Origin of the sequence: Anabaena catenula FACHB-362 (assembly GCF_014698735.1) — a bacterium.
GTDB lineage: Bacteria > Cyanobacteriota > Cyanobacteriia > Cyanobacteriales > Nostocaceae > Anabaena > Anabaena variabilis_A.
In genome coordinates, this window is record NZ_JACJTQ010000072.1 from 1 (window position 1) to 17967 (window position 17967).

At 40.0% G+C, this 17967-nt stretch carries 16 protein-coding genes and 2 pseudogenes; 7 read left to right on the forward strand and 11 right to left on the reverse strand.

The genetic code is table 11. The features are described 5' to 3' along the window. Positions 1 to 116 precede the first annotated feature (116 nt). Positions 117 to 305 carry a hypothetical protein gene (locus tag H6G68_RS25390; protein ID WP_190909131.1) on the reverse strand — a complete coding sequence of 63 codons (189 nt, stop codon included), beginning with the start codon at positions 303 to 305 and terminating at the stop codon, positions 117 to 119. A gap of 131 nt (positions 306 to 436) precedes the next feature. Between H6G68_RS25390 and H6G68_RS25395 the strand changes: the two genes are divergently transcribed. Genes H6G68_RS25395 through H6G68_RS25405 form a run of 3 tightly spaced genes read left to right on the forward strand, consistent with a single transcriptional unit; the run spans position 437 to position 2568 of the window. After that, a complete protein-coding gene (locus tag H6G68_RS25395; protein ID WP_190909132.1) occupies positions 437 to 901 on the forward strand; it encodes an ankyrin repeat domain-containing protein in 465 nt (154 codons plus the stop codon). Then, a complete protein-coding gene (locus tag H6G68_RS25400) occupies positions 888 to 2174 on the forward strand; it encodes a SagB/ThcOx family dehydrogenase (RefSeq protein WP_190909133.1) in 1287 nt (428 codons plus the stop codon). The genes H6G68_RS25395 and H6G68_RS25400 overlap by 14 nt, the downstream gene beginning before the upstream one ends. A gap of 19 nt (positions 2175 to 2193) precedes the next feature. Then, entirely contained in the window at positions 2194 to 2568 is a 375-nt protein-coding gene (locus H6G68_RS25405) for a hypothetical protein (protein WP_127053962.1), read from the forward strand. A gap of 27 nt (positions 2569 to 2595) precedes the next feature. Here H6G68_RS25405 and H6G68_RS25410 read toward each other — a convergent pair whose 3' ends face one another. Next, positions 2596 to 3069 carry a hydrogenase maturation protease gene (locus tag H6G68_RS25410; RefSeq protein WP_190909134.1) on the reverse strand — a complete coding sequence of 158 codons (474 nt, stop codon included), beginning with the start codon at positions 3067 to 3069 and terminating at the stop codon, positions 2596 to 2598. Positions 3070 to 3271: 202 nt separating this feature from the next. On the opposite strand from H6G68_RS25410, the gene H6G68_RS25415 reads away from it, so the two are divergent. After that, entirely contained in the window at positions 3272 to 3640 is a 369-nt protein-coding gene (locus tag H6G68_RS25415; RefSeq protein ID WP_190909135.1) for an SET domain-containing protein, read from the forward strand. 55 nt (positions 3641 to 3695) lie between these two features. Here the strand turns inward: H6G68_RS25415 and H6G68_RS25420 are convergent, their stop codons facing one another. The 6 genes from H6G68_RS25420 to hemW form a co-directional block, all read right to left on the reverse strand. Then, a complete protein-coding gene (locus tag H6G68_RS25420) occupies positions 3696 to 4115 on the reverse strand; it encodes a putative toxin-antitoxin system toxin component, PIN family (RefSeq protein WP_190909136.1) in 420 nt (139 codons plus the stop codon). Further along, complete coding sequence (locus tag H6G68_RS25425) at positions 4108 to 4359, reverse strand: type II toxin-antitoxin system Phd/YefM family antitoxin (RefSeq protein WP_190716279.1); 252 nt, start codon at positions 4357 to 4359, stop codon at positions 4108 to 4110. The genes H6G68_RS25420 and H6G68_RS25425 overlap by 8 nt, the downstream gene beginning before the upstream one ends. Before the next feature lie 529 nt (positions 4360 to 4888). Then, positions 4889 to 5311 (reverse strand): hypothetical protein, encoded by a 423-nt coding sequence (locus tag H6G68_RS25430; protein WP_190909137.1) that lies wholly within the window; start codon positions 5309 to 5311, stop codon positions 4889 to 4891. Positions 5312 to 5530: 219 nt separating this feature from the next. After that, complete coding sequence (locus H6G68_RS25435; RefSeq protein ID WP_190909138.1) at positions 5531 to 7126, reverse strand: nickel-dependent hydrogenase large subunit; 1596 nt, start codon at positions 7124 to 7126, stop codon at positions 5531 to 5533. A 133-nt stretch (positions 7127 to 7259) separates the two neighbouring features. Continuing rightward, entirely contained in the window at positions 7260 to 8222 is a 963-nt protein-coding gene (locus H6G68_RS25440) for a hydrogenase small subunit (protein ID WP_190909139.1), read from the reverse strand. A gap of 584 nt (positions 8223 to 8806) precedes the next feature. Further along, positions 8807 to 10012 carry a radical SAM family heme chaperone HemW gene (hemW, locus tag H6G68_RS25445; RefSeq protein WP_190909140.1) on the reverse strand — a complete coding sequence of 402 codons (1206 nt, stop codon included), beginning with the start codon at positions 10010 to 10012 and terminating at the stop codon, positions 8807 to 8809. Between the two features lie 251 nt (positions 10013 to 10263). Between hemW and H6G68_RS25450 the strand changes: the two genes are divergently transcribed. Next, positions 10264 to 11340 carry a PIN/TRAM domain-containing protein gene (locus H6G68_RS25450; protein ID WP_190909141.1) on the forward strand — a complete coding sequence of 359 codons (1077 nt, stop codon included), beginning with the start codon at positions 10264 to 10266 and terminating at the stop codon, positions 11338 to 11340. Positions 11341 to 11641: 301 nt separating this feature from the next. On the opposite strand, the pseudogene H6G68_RS27950 reads toward H6G68_RS25450, so the two are convergent. Continuing rightward, a pseudogene (locus H6G68_RS27950) lies at positions 11642 to 11785 on the reverse strand (ISAzo13 family transposase); the annotation flags it as partial. A gap of 231 nt (positions 11786 to 12016) precedes the next feature. After that, complete coding sequence (locus tag H6G68_RS25455; protein WP_190909142.1) at positions 12017 to 13285, reverse strand: DEAD/DEAH box helicase; 1269 nt, start codon at positions 13283 to 13285, stop codon at positions 12017 to 12019. 293 nt (positions 13286 to 13578) lie between these two features. On the opposite strand from H6G68_RS25455, the gene H6G68_RS25460 reads away from it, so the two are divergent. Continuing rightward, a complete protein-coding gene (locus H6G68_RS25460; RefSeq protein WP_190909143.1) occupies positions 13579 to 14004 on the forward strand; it encodes a hypothetical protein in 426 nt (141 codons plus the stop codon). Positions 14005 to 14592: 588 nt separating this feature from the next. Beyond that, a complete protein-coding gene (locus tag H6G68_RS25465; RefSeq protein ID WP_190909144.1) occupies positions 14593 to 17505 on the forward strand; it encodes a DUF4347 domain-containing protein in 2913 nt (970 codons plus the stop codon). A 68-nt stretch (positions 17506 to 17573) separates the two neighbouring features. On the opposite strand, the pseudogene H6G68_RS25470 reads toward H6G68_RS25465, so the two are convergent. Beyond that, a pseudogene (locus tag H6G68_RS25470) lies at positions 17574 to 17858 on the reverse strand (hypothetical protein); the annotation flags it as partial. Positions 17859 to 17967 lie beyond the last annotated feature (109 nt).

Genomic DNA, 17967 nt, shown 5'->3' on the forward strand with positions numbered 1-17967 from the left:
GGATTTAACCAACTTATTAGTGCTATGAATGGCTTCAAACCCTTTTATTCCTCTGCATAATTTACTATATTTACTGTTTGTTTATTTCGGAAAGTGACAGAAGAGGGATAGGGTTACTATTTGATTTTTGAACATATACGTAGGGTGGGCATTGCCCACAATATGCGGGTTTTGGTGGGCATTGCCCACCCTACAATACTCGGATATTTTATGGCTACGCCACGCAAGCTAATGGCTACGCCACGCAAGCTAATGGCTACGCCACGCAAGCTAATGGCTACGCCACGCAAGCTATCAGAAATCATTTAGGGTTCCTATATATAAATTATAAATTGTTCGTCAGCTACTAATAGTTCATGAAAATTGAAATAGTGTTTTTAGATATGGTGAGTATTCCTCACTATTATATTTTGAGTTGTCTTCAACAGTAATAATTATGAGTCAAACAAATCAGCCAAAATTGAGTACAGAAACTAACCAATGGCTATTAGCAGCAGGTTACAACGCTGAAGATCTAAATCAGCGGGGTAAAAATGGTGATACTGCTTTAATGAAAGCTACTAGAGAAGGAATCTATTCCGTTGTCAAGGAATTAATCGATGGGGGTGCGGATATCAATGCCAGGAACAATGATCTCAATAATGCTTTGTGGTTTGCTTGTTTTGGCAATCACTATGATTTAATGAATTTGCTGCTAGATGCCAATATTGATATTAACAATCAAAACGATAATGGGGCAACTGTCCTGATGTATGGTGCATCGGCTGGAAACACAGAAGTAGTGAGATTGCTATTACAACACAATCCTAACATGAATTTACAAAATTTGGATGATTATAAAGCAATTGACTTTGCCAGTAATAGAGAAGTTTTAAGGTTACTGAAAAATGCCTCACAGTAAAATTTATGGAAACTCCTATCACGATCAAACTAAGCATTCTTGCTTATCGGTACAGCTTAACCCAAATTATGTTGATGCTTCCACCCAACCCACGACTTTTAAAGTTTATCCCCGCTTTTATCGGCGGTTGCAATTAAATCGCAATAACCCTATTCATGATTTTCTCTGGTTAACCAGTGCGATTACCTTTGAGAAAATATATAAGGATGAACCCTATCAATTACGAGTAAATCCTTCGGCGGGGGCTTTATATCCGACGGAAGTTTATGTCCAGATTCGTGGTGTTGAGGGAATTATAGATGGTATCTACCATATAGAAGTTGAGAATAATTGTCTAACCTTAATTTATGAATTAATTGATGATGGAATCGAGAATTATGTTATACCTAATAAACGTATCAACGGATTCATTTTTTTAGTTAGTTGTGTTTATCATAGGTCTAGCTGGAAATATCAAGACAGGAGTTTTAGATATTGTTTGTTGGATAGCGGACACCATTTGGGTGCTATCGCTGCTTCAGCATATCTTCACGAAAAAAACATACAACTAATCTTGGATTTTGATAAACTTAATCTCAATGCAGATTTGGGATTTGAGAATAAGGAGTTTATTACTAGTTGTGTGATATCGGGAGAAGTACAAGAAAAACCAGTCAGACGCTTAAGGCTACAAATTCCTTTTGTTTGTGGTACTGACTATTTTCAAGTTAATCAATTTGTTGAAGATGCCTATCAAGCAACGTCTTTACAACCTAGTCACCAGCAAAATCTCGCAAATCCTCAATTTAATTTTGACCGGAAACGGTTTTTTGAGAACGTTTGGAATAGGCGTTCTATTCGACGTTTTCATAAGCATTCTATTTCCCAAGAGGTCTATTGGCAAATTTTGCAAGCCGTTCAACAACCAATACCAAGTGAGAATTTTGAGGAAATAGAAATTTACTCAGTGGTGCATCATGTTGAAGGGATTTCACCAGGGTTATATAAAGGTACACATCTCATTAAAGCTGGTAACTTTAGCGAAAAAACAGGTTACTTGTGCATTAATCAAGCTATAGCTAGAGATTGTGCTGTAACTTTGTTTTTTGTGTCCGATTATTTGAGTTATCAAACCGCTATGCAATTAGCCGGATTTATCGGACAGAGAGTGTATTTATTTAGCAATTATTGGGGAATAGATTGTAGTGGAATTGGTGCTTTCTATGATGATGAAGCCCAAGAATTTCTAGGAACCAATAAGGACTTACTTTATGTGATGGCAATTGGCAAATAAAATAGGAAAACCCAAGGAAATGGCGAGAAGAGAATCAGAATTCGATGCTGATGATAAGCACCCTATGCAGCCAACATCAGCCGATATTATCCTGCGGCAACAATTAGAGTATTCGATTAGTAGATACTTTTATGAAGGATGCGATCGCATTGTTCAAAACCTGTTGTCCCATTGTCGTTGGTATGCGACAACTCATGCTAGTGCTTTGACTTTAGTAATTGAATGTCCTGATCAATTTACTAATTGGCAAATTTTGCAGCAAATTGTCGCAATGGCAAATGTCCTCTCTGGTATTGTTAGCAGTGCCAAAATTCGCGTTTGTCCTCCCGATACTCAAACTGTACCCTTTGAAATGAGAGTGGATGAATTGCCAGTTTACCGTGATTGGGTTTAATGTGATTTTGGATTTTGGATTAGTTAATTAAGCCATAACATTCTGTTGGATAATTTTGATTAGTTCGGCAAAAACTAAATCGGCAGAATGTTGCACAACAGGACTTAATTCCCACCCCAAATCCAGGTTAGCCGCTTCAATTAAATAGACTATTACCAATGAAGGAAAATCATCTTGAAAGATTTTTCTCCCTGCGGCTAAGGCATGATCCCAACGAAAATCATGTAAGTTGTAACTAGGTTCGGGCAGTGCTTCTAGTTCTTTCCCTGGGACTTTAAATATAGCACCTGGTTCTGAACCTGTGCAACTGGCATCAAGAATAATTAATTTTTCACTTCCTCTCGCTTGAAACATCACTTCTATTCCCGCAGTTCCACAATCGAAAACGCGGATGTTGGGGTGAAGATTTTGGGCGAGATATTGCTGTAAACGTTGGGCAATAATTACGCCTACAGCATCGTCATTCCGATTGAGATTGCCACAACCAATGATAGTTAGCATGGGATATTTATAATAACATGAATATTATCAACTTCGCACGAAAAGTTAATATTTACGGAAATTTTGATTACATCTTTAATCGTTGACTTTATAGTAGCTATAGCAGCCGTAAGTCAATGACAAAAATTTGTCTTTATTTTCTCTGCGTCTATCTGTAGTGATTTGTAAAAAATCATTCTCACCCATCAGATAGAATTGCCATATGCTAGTATTTCGTGATACAGAAACTAAAGGTAGGGGTATATTTGCCCAGGAAGATTTTGCTAAAGGTGATTTAATTGAAAGATCCGCTGTGATTGTTATTCCTAAACAGCAAGTTAAGTTAATTACTAAAACGGTGTTATTGAATTATTATTTTGGTTGGCATGGAGAAAGCGGAGCGATAGGTTTAGGTTTTGCTTCTCTTTTTAATCATTCTTATCATCCCAATGCTGTTTATATTAAGAATTTTGCTAAAAATGTAATTGATATTGTTGCTCATAAAGATATTAGGAAAGGTCAGGAAATTACTATTAATTATAATGGGCAGGTTGATGATGTTTCTCCTGTGTGGTTTGATGTGGAGGAATAAGGCTCACGCAGAGGCGCAGAGACACAGAGAGAGGAAGAAATGAGTAGGTTATTGTTTAACTTTTATCCGCTTGGGCTAAAAAATCCTTTGGTGATAAAATAGGAATACTTTGATAGCATTTAATCACCAATAAATCTTCATCTCCGGTAATAATCAAATTGGCATTACCAGCAATAGCAAGTGAGATAAATTTATCGTCTTTTGTATCTCGACCAACTTGCACATGATTGACAACATCAATTATCTCAGCAAGATTTTTTAGATATAAAATAAACTTTTGCCGCTCTTCCAAACTGACATAATTATCAAATTTTTTCCTGGAGAGAAACATTTCTAGTTCTGTAAGTGTGTCCGAAGAAACAAGAATGTGATGGAAATCAAAAGCATAACGAACTGCTTGAGAAGTGATAGAGTTGAGAGTTAGTAACCGACTCACAAAACAATTAGTGTCAATGACAATTCTTTGCTCAATCATCACTGTCAAGAATTTCTTTGAGCTTTTCTTCTGTCATACCTTTTACTTCGGCATTTTTACCAACTTGATCACAAAATTCCTGAAACTCATTTTTTAGCAATTTAGTCAATCTTTGATACTCTAAAACAGACAGCACTACAACTGAATCTTGATCCTGACGCTGAATAGTTATTGGTTCTTTTTGGGCTTTATCTAAAAATTCTGTAAAATTTTGTTTTGCTTCCGTGGCAGATAGGTAAATCATAATATACCTCCTTTCTCTTTATGATAACTCAAACTGGTTATTCGACTAGTTCATTGACTCTAACTATTTTATTAACTCACCAGAAGTATCTGAACGTCCACGGATATTCACGTACACTATGTTCGGTTATTACTAGCTAAATCTATGACTTAACTTAAATGTGACTATGTAATACTGGAACTATCTAACACATCTCTGTTGAATCACCTGACAGAACTATTATAAAGGATTACCAAGAGGCATTTCAAGCCCTAAACTTCAAGTAATTTTGGGTTAGTAAAAAGTAAAGTAGGTTGGGTTGACGCAAGGAAACCCAACATTTACACTAACCAAGTGTGTCAGCATTTACTATTGTCTGAATCAGGATTATGTTAAGTACATAAATTCCCATTTTTAATATTAAAAATAAACATCCTGAAAATCCTTAAATCCTGTAAATCCTGATTCTGACAAAAGTTTATAATTCACTTACCTGAAAATCGGTTTAACTTCTGCGTTTTTATGAGTGGGCATTGCCCACCCTACAAATCTATAAACTCACACCATGTTTTTTAGCAATTTCCACAAGTTGCTCATACTGATGTTGTGATGCTTTAGCCAAAATTGCATCTGCTTCTTCTGGATTACTACCATCTTTAGGAATTAAATACTTAACATAAAGAGAAACAAAATCAACTACAGCAGCCAAACCGGATAATTCGTGTTTATCAGCTTGTTTCCCAGCAATTACAGCCACCAAACCGGCTCTAATTGGGTCAGGTTTTACCTTCATAAATTGGTCAACTAATTGCTTAGAATAATCCGCTGGTGCTAAATTATTTAACTTACTTTGATCAGGTTTAAATTCCAATCCTGCGGCTTTTGACTGCTCCAACATACACCATTCTATAAATTCTTGCAGTGCGACTTCAGGAAGCTTAGGAAGATATTGATGTAGTTCTAAATTAGACACAATTAGTTACCAATTTTAGTAAATTTGTCATTGAAAATTGATAATTCATAATATAATAATTAGGAATTACCAATTATTCATTAAAATCCAGACTAACCCACAGTTTTGGGAACTTTTGTACTGCAAACAACAATTATAAGATATACACATAAATGCTAAAAAAAAGACACAAAGATAGAAAATAAATCTCCTTCTTTGCGCCTTTGCGTGAGACAAAAATTAAGCTGTTCTAAAACGAGCCAATTCTTCCCCAGTTTTCGCATCATGGGCATGAACAGTACACACCAAACAAGAATCAAAAGAACGGGCTACATGACCAACTTCTACGGGGTCTGTAGGGTCTTGAATCGGTGTTCCTACTAATGCTTGTTCAATCGGTCCCCGTTGTTCTGTACCGTCACGGGGTCCAATATTCCAAGTACCAGGGGCGATAACTTGGTAATTCTTAATTTTGCCTTTTTCGATTTCTACCCAGTGACATAATGCACCTCTAGCAGCTTCGGTTGCACCCCAACCTTTACCGTCTTTTTCTTTGGGTTTAATATACCAGGGATCGTTTAATTTGAACTCCTTTAAACAGCGTTCAGCTTGACGATATAGTTTGACCAGTTCGTGAACTCTTGCTAATTGGCGAACATGAACATTTGCACCGCCCATTTTTTTGAAGACATCGAGGATAAATGGGTCGTAATGTTGCCAAGATTCGCCATGATTTCCACCGGCAACTAATTGACGGGCTAGGGGACCTGCTTCTAAACGTCCTAAGTCTTGGTGGAGGACTGCACTTGACCAAGAATATGCACCATTAAAGTCTTTTTGGTTGTTATTAATTGGTGTAGTTGTGCGATCGCTTGGATGAATATCTTCTGTTCCCTCATCATACCAAGAATGTGTTGTATTCTCCCGAATAAAAGACTGATTAATCAAGGTATGAGTATCAGTGAAGCTATCGTAAACACCGTTTTTCATAATTACAGCGGCGTTACGTCCTTCAATGGTGGGTTTATTATATTTATCCTCATGGGGAATATAACCCCAAGTGACATATTTACCCACACCCGCACCATATCGATCTAAACCGATATCTAAACCCATGCGCCAATATAAACCTAAGTCAGATTCTCGATGTTTAACATCTTGATTTAACCATCTAATGAAGTCTTCATAGGATTGAATTTCTTCATATCTTTCTAAAGAACATCCTAACCAAACTGGTTCTAACCAATTGGTGCGGAAATATTCAAGAATTGCCCAGGCGCGGGTAATATCAGTCAGAGTGGGGGCGCACATCACACCACCAGGCACCATATAACTGCTGTGCGGCCATTGTCCACCTAATAAAGCGTAAATTTCTACAGGTTTTCCAGAAATTGTAATCCCGATTTCATAGGATTTCCCTGTGAAAGCAGCAAAGCGCCGGCAAGCTTCATCATAAAAGTGACTACGGCGGTAATTTTTATTAGTTAAGTCAATAGCAAACAAGCCATAAAAATAGCGAGGTATGCTTTGCATTGTTTCGACAATTTGACCTAAGTTTCTGGCCAAAATTGCATTTCTGGGAACTTCGTTTCCCCAAGCTGTATCCAACGCCCAAGATGCGGAACTGAGGTGAGAACCGCCACAAATTCCACAAATTCGCGGAGTGACAATTAAGCCAGCTTGGGGGTCTTTTCCGCGTAAAATTATTTCAAATCCGCGAAAAAGTTCGGCATGAGTCCAGGCGTTGGTCACATATCCATTGTCAATTTCGACGCGCACATCTAAATCACCCTCAACTCTACCAACGGGTGAAATATCTAATGTTTGAATTGGCATAATGATAGGGAACAGGGAATAGAGAACAGGGAACAGGGAATTTTTTTCTACCAATGACCAATGTACGGGCGAAGCATTCAGAAAATAACCTTTGGAAAAAACGATAATTTATCGCCTGAATGCTTCGCCCCTACTAAACTGTAAAAAAGTCTTCGTCTGCCCATTTTGGGGCTGCGTCTTTAGCAACAACGGTGAGGACTGCGTAATCTTTCATGTTGACTCCGGGAGGTAATTCTTTGGGAACTCCCAAGACGGTTTGAGTTTTAAAGACTGTTCCTGGTTTGAGGTCAAAAAATGGAAATTCGGGTTCTGTGCAACCTAAACATGGCATTCCCGCGCGGGTTTTAGAGGAGACGCGGTTCCAGAGAATGCGGTTACAGGAGGAATGAGTCATGGGGCCACGACAACCTAAGTCGTAGAATAAGCAGCCTTTACGTTGACCAAATTCGGCGGTTGTGGCTTTGTAAGCAAAGTGAATGTTACGGGTACAACCTGTTTGGGTAAAGGTGTTGAAGAAGGTTTGGGGACGGTGCAGTTCATCGAGAACTATATCAGAAATGCGATTAGTTGCGATCGCTACTAATATCTGCGTTATCCAGTCGGGGTGTGCGGGACAACCGGGAATATTAATTACAGGTAATCCAGCTTTGCTGACGAAATCTTTCCCTAAAAAACCACCTTCTTCCCGTTTGAGAAATTGCAATCCTTTCGAGTCGCTGGGGTTGGGTGACATGGCGGGAATTCCTCCCCAAGTTGCACAGTCTCCCACAGCTACAATAAATTTTGCAACTTTGGCTAAATCGTTTAACCAATCTTTCATGGGACGGTCTGCAAATCGGTTCCATTCTCCTGTACCATTGGGGGCGTTAACTACGCTACCTTCAAATACCAAAATATCTACAGGAGTTTTACCTAAAACGCATTCCCACAACAGTGTTTGTAAGTTGTCACCTAGTTCTAAACCCAAGGAAGGATGCCAAAGTATTTTAATCCCAAAGTCAGCAATTAAATCACAAGCTGTCGGTTCTTCGGCATTAAGAAATGACATGGTGTTACCTGAACAAGCACCACCTTGCAGCCAGAGTACGTTAGTCATTGGCTATGTATTTTTTCTATTGTTTACCATGCATGATTCAGGGGAACAGAAGAAGTACCGACTAAACAGGATTTACGCTAACAAGATTCACAGGATTTCAGAATCATCAACTTCTTCTTTTGATAAAGCTTGTAGAATTTCACCTGCTGATCAATATTTATAACTTTAAATTAAGGTATTTTTTGATTCAATTAATGCCGGTTAAATAAAATTTAAGAATTAGAAAGACTAAGTTTTTATGAAATTTTATTTATGGTTATAGCCATTACAGATTTTTGGATTTTATTTTTTAGGCAGCTTACAGACAATACCGTTTCACTTTAAGGTTGATACAAATGGACAGACGAGATGGAGAGACGCGGTGACGCGGTGACGCGGAGATTCATTTGTAGCTTCAATTAAGTGATTTTGCATTGCTGAACTGAAGTATGAAATTGAAAAATCAATGATTTCAAACTCTTACTCTCTGCGCCTCTGCGTGTTCGCACAGCGTGCCGTAGGCAAAACAAAATTATACTCTTAATCAGCAACGCCACTGGAAGAAAGAAGGAAGAAGTAAAAAGGAAGGAATAAGATAGGTAATCTTACACTGGAAATTCCCCTATATCATCCCCCAACTTTTCAAACAACTTTGCTAATACCACGTTAGAAAATAAAAATCCATTGGGATCTGTTAAACGCAAGTTTCCCCCTACAACTTTCACCCAACCTTGAGCAAAATAAGGTCGCAAACATTGATGAATTTCATCCACTTTTTCTTTCCCAAACTTCTCTGTCAACGTCACCAAATTTAAACCTTCTGCTAAACGTAACCCCAACATTAAAGTTTCTAACAATTCTTCCTCTGGTGGAGTAACTTCACCAGCAATCACTGCGCCATTTTGCAACCATTCGTAATATTCCTTCGTTTTCCGGGGACGGGTGAAGCGTTTTCCTTGCACATAACTGGCCGCACCCATACCAAAGCCATAATAAGAGCGATTTTGCCAATAAACGCGATTATGTTGGCATTGATGTCCTTTTTGAGCATAATTGGAAATTTCATAATGCTCATAACCTGCACCAGTTAAAACTTGCTGCGCCTTATGGTACATTTTAACTGTGGTTTCATCCGTCGGCAGAGGATTGTCACCAGCTTGGAAATAACGACCAAAAGCTGTTCCTGGTTCGATTGTTAAGTCATATATAGAAATATGAGTTGGGGCAATTTCTACCGCTTTAGTGAGGGAATCTTGCCATTGTCCTAAAGACTGATGTGGCAACCCGGAAATTAGGTCTAAGCTAAATTCGGGTATCTCGACTTGGTGGATTAAGTCTATAGCTGCAAGAATATCTGTAATTGAGTGCGATCGCCCAGCAAGTTTTAACAATTCTTCTTGAAAAGCTTGTACACCCAAACTTACCCGGTTCACACCTGCACTGCGATAACCTGCGATATGTGCTAAATCAAATGTACCGGGGTCCATTTCCATAGAAATCTCTACCCTAGCCGCAATTCCTAAGCGTCCCGCTAGAGCTTCTATTATCCGTTGTAACTGCTCAACTGACAGCAGTGAAGGAGTACCACCACCAAAAAAAATTGTTTCTAGGGGTTGACTAAAGGCTGGTGCCATGTTGATTTCCTGACAAAGTGCCTCAACATATTGGTAAATCGTACCAGATGTTTCACCCCGCAAGTGATCGCCCACCACAGACACCGGGAAGTCACAATAAAAACACCGTCGCCGACAAAAGGGAATATGTACATAAGCAGCAGTGGGAATTCCAGAAACAATTTCTTTTTGACTCATTTTGATCAAGAATTATATTAATTTAATGGACAATTACAAATTATGAAAATGAGTAGTTTGTTTACAACTTTTTATGTTTTTACAACAAAAATAAGAATAATTATGCAGCGAAAACTCTTTAGTTATAATGTTTGCATATCTTCCGTGCCTGAACACCTAGGGTAAGTCCATATTTCTTAATCATTATGACCGAGGAAATAAAAAATACTTACTCTATCGGGTAACTACAATTGTAGGAAAACAGCACAATTATGCTTGATGTCATTATCATTCTCTCATTTATTCTGGCAGCTGCGGGAATAGGTTACTACAGTACCGACCTACTTCCCCCAGGAACCCTCGACGGCGTAACAAATCTAGAAGCCTTACGCTTAGTCGTTGCCGTCTTTGCCGCTATTATCGGTGGTGCTATCGGTTTGAGTTTCCAGACGACATACCGTCGCTTAGAAACACAAGTCCGAGAAATGCCCCTAGAAGTCATCTTAACTCGTGCCATTGGCTTAGTAATTGGGCTATTACTAGCCAACTTAATGTTAGCCCCGCTATTTTTACTACCCATTCCCGCTGATTTTGGATTTATCAAACCCCTGGTGGCAGTAGTCGGTAGTATAATACTCTCCGTCACTGGCATGAATTTGGCAGATACTCATGGGCGGGGTTTATTACGGTTAATTAATCCTAACACCGTAGAAACATTGGTAGTAGAAGGAACTCTCAAACCTGCCAACACCAAAGTTTTAGACACGAGTTGCATTATCGATGGTCGCATTGAAACCCTACTAGAAACCGGATTTCTGGAGGGGGTAATTCTTGTACCGCAGTTTGTCTTGCAAGAACTGCAACAAGTCGCTGATGCCAGCAAAGACCAAAAGCGGGTGCGAGGAAGACGGGGACTAGAAATTCTCAACCGCATTAGAGAAGCTTACCCAGAAAGGATTTTAATCAATCCTGCTGACTACGAAGATATTGCCACAGTTGATGCCAAATTGGTAAAATTCGCCCAAGAAATCAACGGCACTCTGTTAACTAATGACTACAACTTATCGAAAGTTGCCAGTGTACAGAAAGTCCCAGTTTTGAATGTCAATGATTTGGTGAATGCGGTTCGTCCATCTTATTTACCCGGTGATAACCTAGATTTGAAAATTCTCAAAGAAGGTAAAGAACCCAGCCAAGGAATTGGCTACCTAGATGATGGCACAATGGTAGTGGTTGAGGAAGGTAGTAGTTATGTAGGTGGTGAATTGCGGGTAGTCGTCACCAGTGCCTTACAAACCTCAGCAGGGAGGATGATTTTTGCCAAACCTCAAGCTTCCGCAGTGGCTTAAGGAAAATGGTGTCCAAAAATAGAGTTAAGTTATGCAATCGGTGTGGGCAAACTGCACCGATTTTGTATAGGGTTAAATACCAAAATGGGGGAGAATGGCTTTTTGTTTGCCTTCAATGTTGGCCTGTTATTAGTGAAAATAACCCATTTTATGTTTATGGTGGCACTTGGAAACAGAAAAAAAAGCATTAAATTAATAATATACCGATTTTCTATTTAATTCTCGTTCCCATACTCTGTATGGGAATGAATTCTAGAAGGCTCTGCCTTTAGAGTGTTACAAGAAATAAATGATCCAGAAATCAAGCAGAGCTAACAAATATTTCAACAAACCATTTCTTCAAGTTTGGTAAATGTTGAATTTGTTTTTCAACTTCCGCCATCACTGATTCGGTTAGTTTAACTCCTGTATGGTAAACTCGCTCAACCAAAGTAACCAAGGGATTTCAGGCTGTCGGTGAGTTGGATAAGAGATTCGGGAAACATGGTCGAGATGGGACACTGATTATTTCTCCAGTATCCCAGCATTTTGGATCATTTATTTCTTGGATTACTCTTAGTAAACTGAAAAGCCTATAATTTGCATAGCATGATTTAAAAGCGCAACAGCTTAAAAGTAGAGTCAGAGCCTCTGTGATTGCATTCCCAGTCGGAGACTGAGAACGAGATATGTCAACTTAATCCACTACTCGCATTTTTCTGGGTGACTGAGTTTTAGAAGAGCGCGCTGTTCCTTTGCTTCTTCTGGGTTTCTGTTTGTTTTGTCTTCCATTGGGGATTGGTTCAGCTTTGGTATTGGGGTTGATTCCAAAACCCGCAACTACTTGTAATGGCAAACGTTGTTCAATCAGCTTTTCAATATCTGCTAACAACTGGTATTCATCGACGCACACCAGGGATACCGCTTCACCATTGGCACCAGCGCGGCCTGTGCGACCAATACGATGGACATAATCTTCTGGGACATTGGGTAAGTCGAAATTGACTACATGGGGCAGTTCACTGATGTCAAGACCCCGCGCCGCAATGTCTGTGGCTACAAGTACCTGTAAACTACCATTTTTAAACTTTGCTAAAGCGTGAGTACGCGCCCCTTGGCTCTTGTTACCGTGGATTGCCAGTGCTTGGATGCGGTCTTCGCCTAACTGCTTTACTAGACGGTCAGCACCATATTTAGTGCGGGTAAATACTAATACTTGATACCAATTATCTTGGCGAATCAGGTGAGCAAGTAATTGGCGTTTTCTGTCACGATCTACCTGATACGCTTTCTGTGCAATCGTGTCAGCGGTGACGTTACGGCGTGCCACCTCTATCATTGTTGGGTGATTGAGTAGCCCTGCCGCTAGGGTCTTGATTTTGTCGGAGAAAGTGGCGAAAAACAACAAATTCTGTCGCTGTTTGGGCAGTAGCGAGAGAATACGGCGGATATCATTAATAAAGCCCATGTCTAACATCCGATCTGCTTCATCCAGTATCAAAACTTCAATGTTTGATAGGTTCACAGTTCTTTGATGCACATGATCTAGCAGTCGCCCTGGGGTAGCAACTAAAATATCTACGCGCCCCCTTAACCGCTGTTTTTGGGGATTAATACTAACTCCGCCGAACATGGCCATTGAGTTCAGTTTCAGGTACTTGCCATAGTCTTTCACGCTTTCTTCTACCTGTGCGGCAAGTTCACGAGTAGGAGTGAGAATCAGCGCCCGAATTGGTGAATATCCAGTAGAAGTGCTTTTATTGTTTTGGTCGGAGGACAACAGATGCAGCAGCGGTAGGGTGAAGCTTGCGGTCTTTCCCGTACCGGTTTGAGCGCCAGCTAACAGATCACCGCCTGACAAGACGGCAGGTATCGCCTGTATTTGAATTGGCGTGGGTTTGGTGTACCCCCGCTCTGTGACTGCACGGATAATTTCCTTGGACAAGCCGAGAGTAGAAAAAGACATAGAACTCCAGAATTAACATCGGCCTGTCGCCAAGGGCGGCGCTAGTCTTAGGCGGACGGATGGTTTGAAGGGCTGTATGGGCAGTAGCGTCAAGACTGAGAGCGAATACCGCAGTTAATAATTATAACTGAATTTAGTTGAATGTGTTTGTCTGCTGAACAAGTTTGGGCAGATCCTCGGAAAAGGATGATATACAAGAACACCATTATGGGTACTATTAATCTAGGAATTCAGTTTAATTACTGATGGCTGGCGTGACAATTTTTTAAGATAATTTTGTAATTTTTAAGACCATGACTAAGTTAATAACCGCAACCTTGATTGCTACAGTTTTGCTGTTGACACCAAGTAATAAATCTCATGTCACTCTAGCTGGGACTTGTGCCTCTAATTGTGGACCGCGCCCACTTCAGTTTAAACCCGGTCAGTATATTCGTGTAGAAGTGGTAAATCGCACACCTAGAGTCTTGAAATTGGATAGATTTCCAGAAATGCAACGAATGACTCTAGAACCAGGAAAGGAATATCGCTTAAATCAGCAAAGTGCCACAGAACCCAATATTTCTCTGCTCTTTTGGGATGATACGGGCAGGTCTTTACAAGCTGTTGTTTCTAAACCTAATTTCGGTACTCTGCGCTTAGAACTGCGCCCTAGTAATCGGTTTCCAGGCGATCGCTCTCTCAACATTCTTGACGATGGGCGTATTAATGTATTTTAAGCTGATCATTATTTCCGTATAGCCGTGGACAGGGTGGTTAGGACATCAATTGATAATGAAACTCTCACTACAAGAGGGTTTTACTCCTGACTCCTGCTATATCTGGGGTTGACACGAGTCAATGTAATCACCCAAGGTAATAACCCAAGTTGTGAGTTATTAAACTAAGGAAGTTGCTAATTACAACCTAGGGAAGATGGCAAAAGGGTACTTAGAGAAATAAAGTCACCTTCAGTAGACAGTAGAAGGGAAAAATGTTAGATAAAATAATCACTATTTAGAGCCTAATCGATGACCTGTTAAAAGGAATTGGACATCAGGAAGACAGTCGTCGAGAGATACAGCGCTTTCTGCTGTTATGAGATACAGTTTTTTATCCCCAAGCCTGTAGGGGCGGGGTTTCCCCGTCCTTGATTATATTGCATTCAACCGAGAACCGCTGTAAGTGATGCAGAGATTATGACAACAGCTTTATTTCAACTGCCTGCGGACCATGTGTGATTTTTTTCAACATCTATCATTTTTTTATAACTGACAACTTGGGTTAATAGGAAACTACACTTCTTTATCAACTAAAAAGACAAAAATATGTTAAAAAATTCTTTAGTCAATCAAACCACCACAATTGTCTTTATTGATTCCTCCGTTTCCGACTACCAAACCCTACAGACAGGAGTTGTTGAGGGAGTAGAAGCCGTTATCCTTTCCCCAAAACGAGACGGGATTGTGGAAATTACCAAATTTTTACAACAACAGCCCCAAATTACCACCATTCACATCGTTTCCCACGGTTCTCCGGGATGTTTGTATTTAGGCAATACGCAACTGAATTTAGAGAACATCAATAAATATGCTGGTTTATTGCAGCGTTGGCAAAGCAAGAGCATTTTACTCTATGGTTGTAATGTCGCTGCGGGGGATGCAGGTGAAGAATTTATTAGCAAGTTACATGAGATTACTAACGCAACCATTAGCGCATCAGCAACAAAAACGGGAAATGCTGCTTTAGGGGGAAATTGGGAGTTAGAAGTTAATATTCCTGAAAAGAATCGGACATCGCTTGTTTTTCGTGCAGACACCCTCAACACCTATCAGGGAGTATTTACACCCACATTGGTGGGAAGTTATGATACTAGTGGCTTGGCTAGAAATGTACAAGTAGTAGGCAACTATGCTTATGTAGCCGATTCTACTTCAGGGCTGCAAATCATTGACATTAGCAATCCTGCTACTCCCATCCTCACAGGCAATTATGATACCAGTGGCTATGCAGGGGATGTGCAAGTAGTAGGCAAATATGCTTATGTGTCCGATGGTTCACAACTGCAAATCATCGACATTAGCAATCCTACTACCCCCATTCTCAAGAGTAGCTATAATGCGTATGATAGCGCGCAGAATGTCGAAATAGTAGGCAACTACGCTTATGTCGGCGGGTTTTATGGAATGCAAATAATCGACATCAGCAATCCCACTACCCCATTCAATGTAGGATCTTATGGTAGTATTTATACTTACGACATAGAAGTAGTGGGCAACTACGCTTATGCAGCTAATTCTGGTGCAGGACTAGAAATCATCGACATCAGCAATCCCAATAATCCCAACTTTATAAGTAGTTATTCTAACAATGCTAGAGTTCAAAGTATAGAAGTAGTAGGGAGCCACGCTTATATAACCTACCGTAATATACTGAGTAGTGTTTCAGGACTGCAAATTATTGACATTAGCAACCCTACAACACCCATTCTCCAAGGTAATTATGATGGTATTAATGGCGATATTTCGAGTTTACAAGTAGTAGGCAAGTACGCTTATGTTGCTGATGGAGGAGGGCTGAAAATCATCAACATCAGCAACCCAGAAACACCGATCCTCCAAGGTAATTATTCTACTAATGGAGCATTAAGTGTACAAGTAGTAGGCAAGTACGCTTATGTCGCGGACGGTGAAAATGGCTTGAAGATTATTGATGTAAGTGAGTTTAATCCTTATAACATCACTAAAACTTTTGCTAACTTGCAACAAAATGGTACACTTCAAGGCGGTCAAGGTACAGATACCCTAAAAATTACTGGCGGGACTGCTACCGATACTATTTCTATAGATCTCAATAATACTACTAATCAATTAAATATTCCTGGTACAATCATCATCGGATTTGAACGCTTTGATTTAAGTAAATTTGCTGGTACAGTCAGCTTTTTAGGTACTGCTGCTAATGATTGGATTCAAGCAGGTGCAGGAGATGATAATTTAAGTGGTGGTGATGGTAATGACTACCTGAACGGGGGAACAGGTATAGATGTATTAATCGGTAGTGCAGGTAATGATACCCTCACAGGTGGTGCTGGTGCAGATACCATGATTGGTGGAACTGGTAATGATTCATACTATGTTGATGATGTAGGGGATACCATTACGGAAAATGCTGATGAAGGAACTGATGCGGTTTTCAGCACTGTTAGTTACACATTAGGAAATAACCTAGAAAATCTGACTTTACAAGGAACATCTGCGATTCATGGTACAGGTAACGACCTCAATAACCGCATCACTGGTAATGCAGCAGCTAATACTTTAACTGGTGGTGCAGGTAATGATACCCTCAATGGTAAAGCAGGTGTAGATACCATGATTGGTGGTGCTGGTAATGATTCCTACTATGTTGATGATGTAGGGGATACCATTACGGAAAATGCTGATGAAGGAACTGATGCGGTTTTCAGCACTGTCAGTTACACATTAGGAAATAACCTAGAAAATCTGACTTTACAAGGAACATCTGCCATTCATGGTACAGGTAACGACCTCAATAATGTCCTTACAGGTAATGCAGCAGCTAATACTTTAACTGGTAGTGCAGGTAATGATACTCTCAATGGTAAAGCAGGTGTAGATACCATGATTGGTGGTGCTGGTAATGATTCCTACTATGTCGATGATGTAGGGGATACCATTACGGAAAAGGCTGATGAAGGAACTGATGCGGTTTTCAGCACTGTCAGTTACACATTAGGAAATAACCTAGAAAATCTGACTTTACAAGGAACATCTGCCATTCATGGTACAGGTAACGACCTCAATAATGTCCTTACAGGTAATGCAGCAGCTAATACTCTCATCGGTGGTGTAGGTAATGATACTCTCACAGGTGGTGCAGGTGCAGATATTTTGATTGGTGGTCTTGGTAACGATAAACTCAATTTGGGTTTAAACGATGGTGCTGTGGATATCGTCAATTATGCTTTGAATGATGGTGCGGATACCATTACTCAGTTTGTGCGTGGTGTCGGTGGTGATCAAATCCAGTTTACAGGTATTGCTAATCTTGATGTGATTACATCGGGTGCAAATACACAAGTACGAATTGGTGATGGTATTGGTGGTAATTCTGGTTTTGGTACAGGACAGTTATTAGTCACTTTATCTGCTGCATCTGGCTTTACTGGTGCTAATGTGAATGTCAACTTGTTTGGTGCTAATTTCTTGTTTAGTTAATTGGTTGTTGATGATGTTGGTGGGTTAGCGACAGCAAGGTTTAGCATTGCTGAACCCCTACGTCTATGCTAAGTCGTTGCTGTGGGTAAATTATCAGGATCTATACCCTGAGATTTTAAATAAGCGATTAGCCGTTCTTTCTCTTGACGTTCTTGTTCAGCCCTTTGGCGTTCCTGTTCAATCTGTTCTACAGACCAAGGTAACAAATTACCTGCTTCATCCCACCATCTTAACCAATATCCTGTTCTGCCTTCTTTTACTCCTCTCCAAGTTCCCAAAAATAAGCCCATTGCATCAATCCAATGCAGACCATTTTCATCGGGTTGCTTTAACTCGTAGCGACCATTTTCTAATTAGACATCTCCGGAAATAGCTAAAGTGTTACTGCCACTGCTTTTAAAAGTGAGATGCCCCAATGCAAAGGTAGCTGGCTGGTACGCTAAAATAAGCGTTAGAGATGCC

Coding starts and splice junctions, on each gene's coding strand:
- H6G68_RS25390 (WP_190909131.1), bottom strand. CDS start 305: ATGATTTCTGATAGCTTGCGTGGCGTAGCCATTAGCTTGCGTGGCGTA.
- H6G68_RS25395 (WP_190909132.1), top strand. CDS start 437: ATGAGTCAAACAAATCAGCCAAAATTGAGTACAGAAACTAACCAATGG.
- H6G68_RS25400 (WP_190909133.1), top strand. CDS start 888: ATGCCTCACAGTAAAATTTATGGAAACTCCTATCACGATCAAACTAAG.
- H6G68_RS25405 (WP_127053962.1), top strand. CDS start 2,194: ATGGCGAGAAGAGAATCAGAATTCGATGCTGATGATAAGCACCCTATG.
- H6G68_RS25410 (WP_190909134.1), bottom strand. CDS start 3,069: ATGCTAACTATCATTGGTTGTGGCAATCTCAATCGGAATGACGATGCT.
- H6G68_RS25415 (WP_190909135.1), top strand. CDS start 3,272: ATGCTAGTATTTCGTGATACAGAAACTAAAGGTAGGGGTATATTTGCC.
- H6G68_RS25420 (WP_190909136.1), bottom strand. CDS start 4,115: ATGATTGAGCAAAGAATTGTCATTGACACTAATTGTTTTGTGAGTCGG.
- H6G68_RS25425 (WP_190716279.1), bottom strand. CDS start 4,359: ATGATTTACCTATCTGCCACGGAAGCAAAACAAAATTTTACAGAATTT.
- H6G68_RS25435 (WP_190909138.1), bottom strand. CDS start 7,126: ATGCCAATTCAAACATTAGATATTTCACCCGTTGGTAGAGTTGAGGGT.
- H6G68_RS25440 (WP_190909139.1), bottom strand. CDS start 8,222: ATGACTAACGTACTCTGGCTGCAAGGTGGTGCTTGTTCAGGTAACACC.
- hemW (WP_190909140.1), bottom strand. CDS start 10,012: ATGAGTCAAAAAGAAATTGTTTCTGGAATTCCCACTGCTGCTTATGTA.
- H6G68_RS25450 (WP_190909141.1), top strand. CDS start 10,264: ATGCTTGATGTCATTATCATTCTCTCATTTATTCTGGCAGCTGCGGGA.
- H6G68_RS25455 (WP_190909142.1), bottom strand. CDS start 13,285: ATGTCTTTTTCTACTCTCGGCTTGTCCAAGGAAATTATCCGTGCAGTC.
- H6G68_RS25460 (WP_190909143.1), top strand. CDS start 13,579: ATGACTAAGTTAATAACCGCAACCTTGATTGCTACAGTTTTGCTGTTG.
- H6G68_RS25465 (WP_190909144.1), top strand. CDS start 14,593: ATGTTAAAAAATTCTTTAGTCAATCAAACCACCACAATTGTCTTTATT.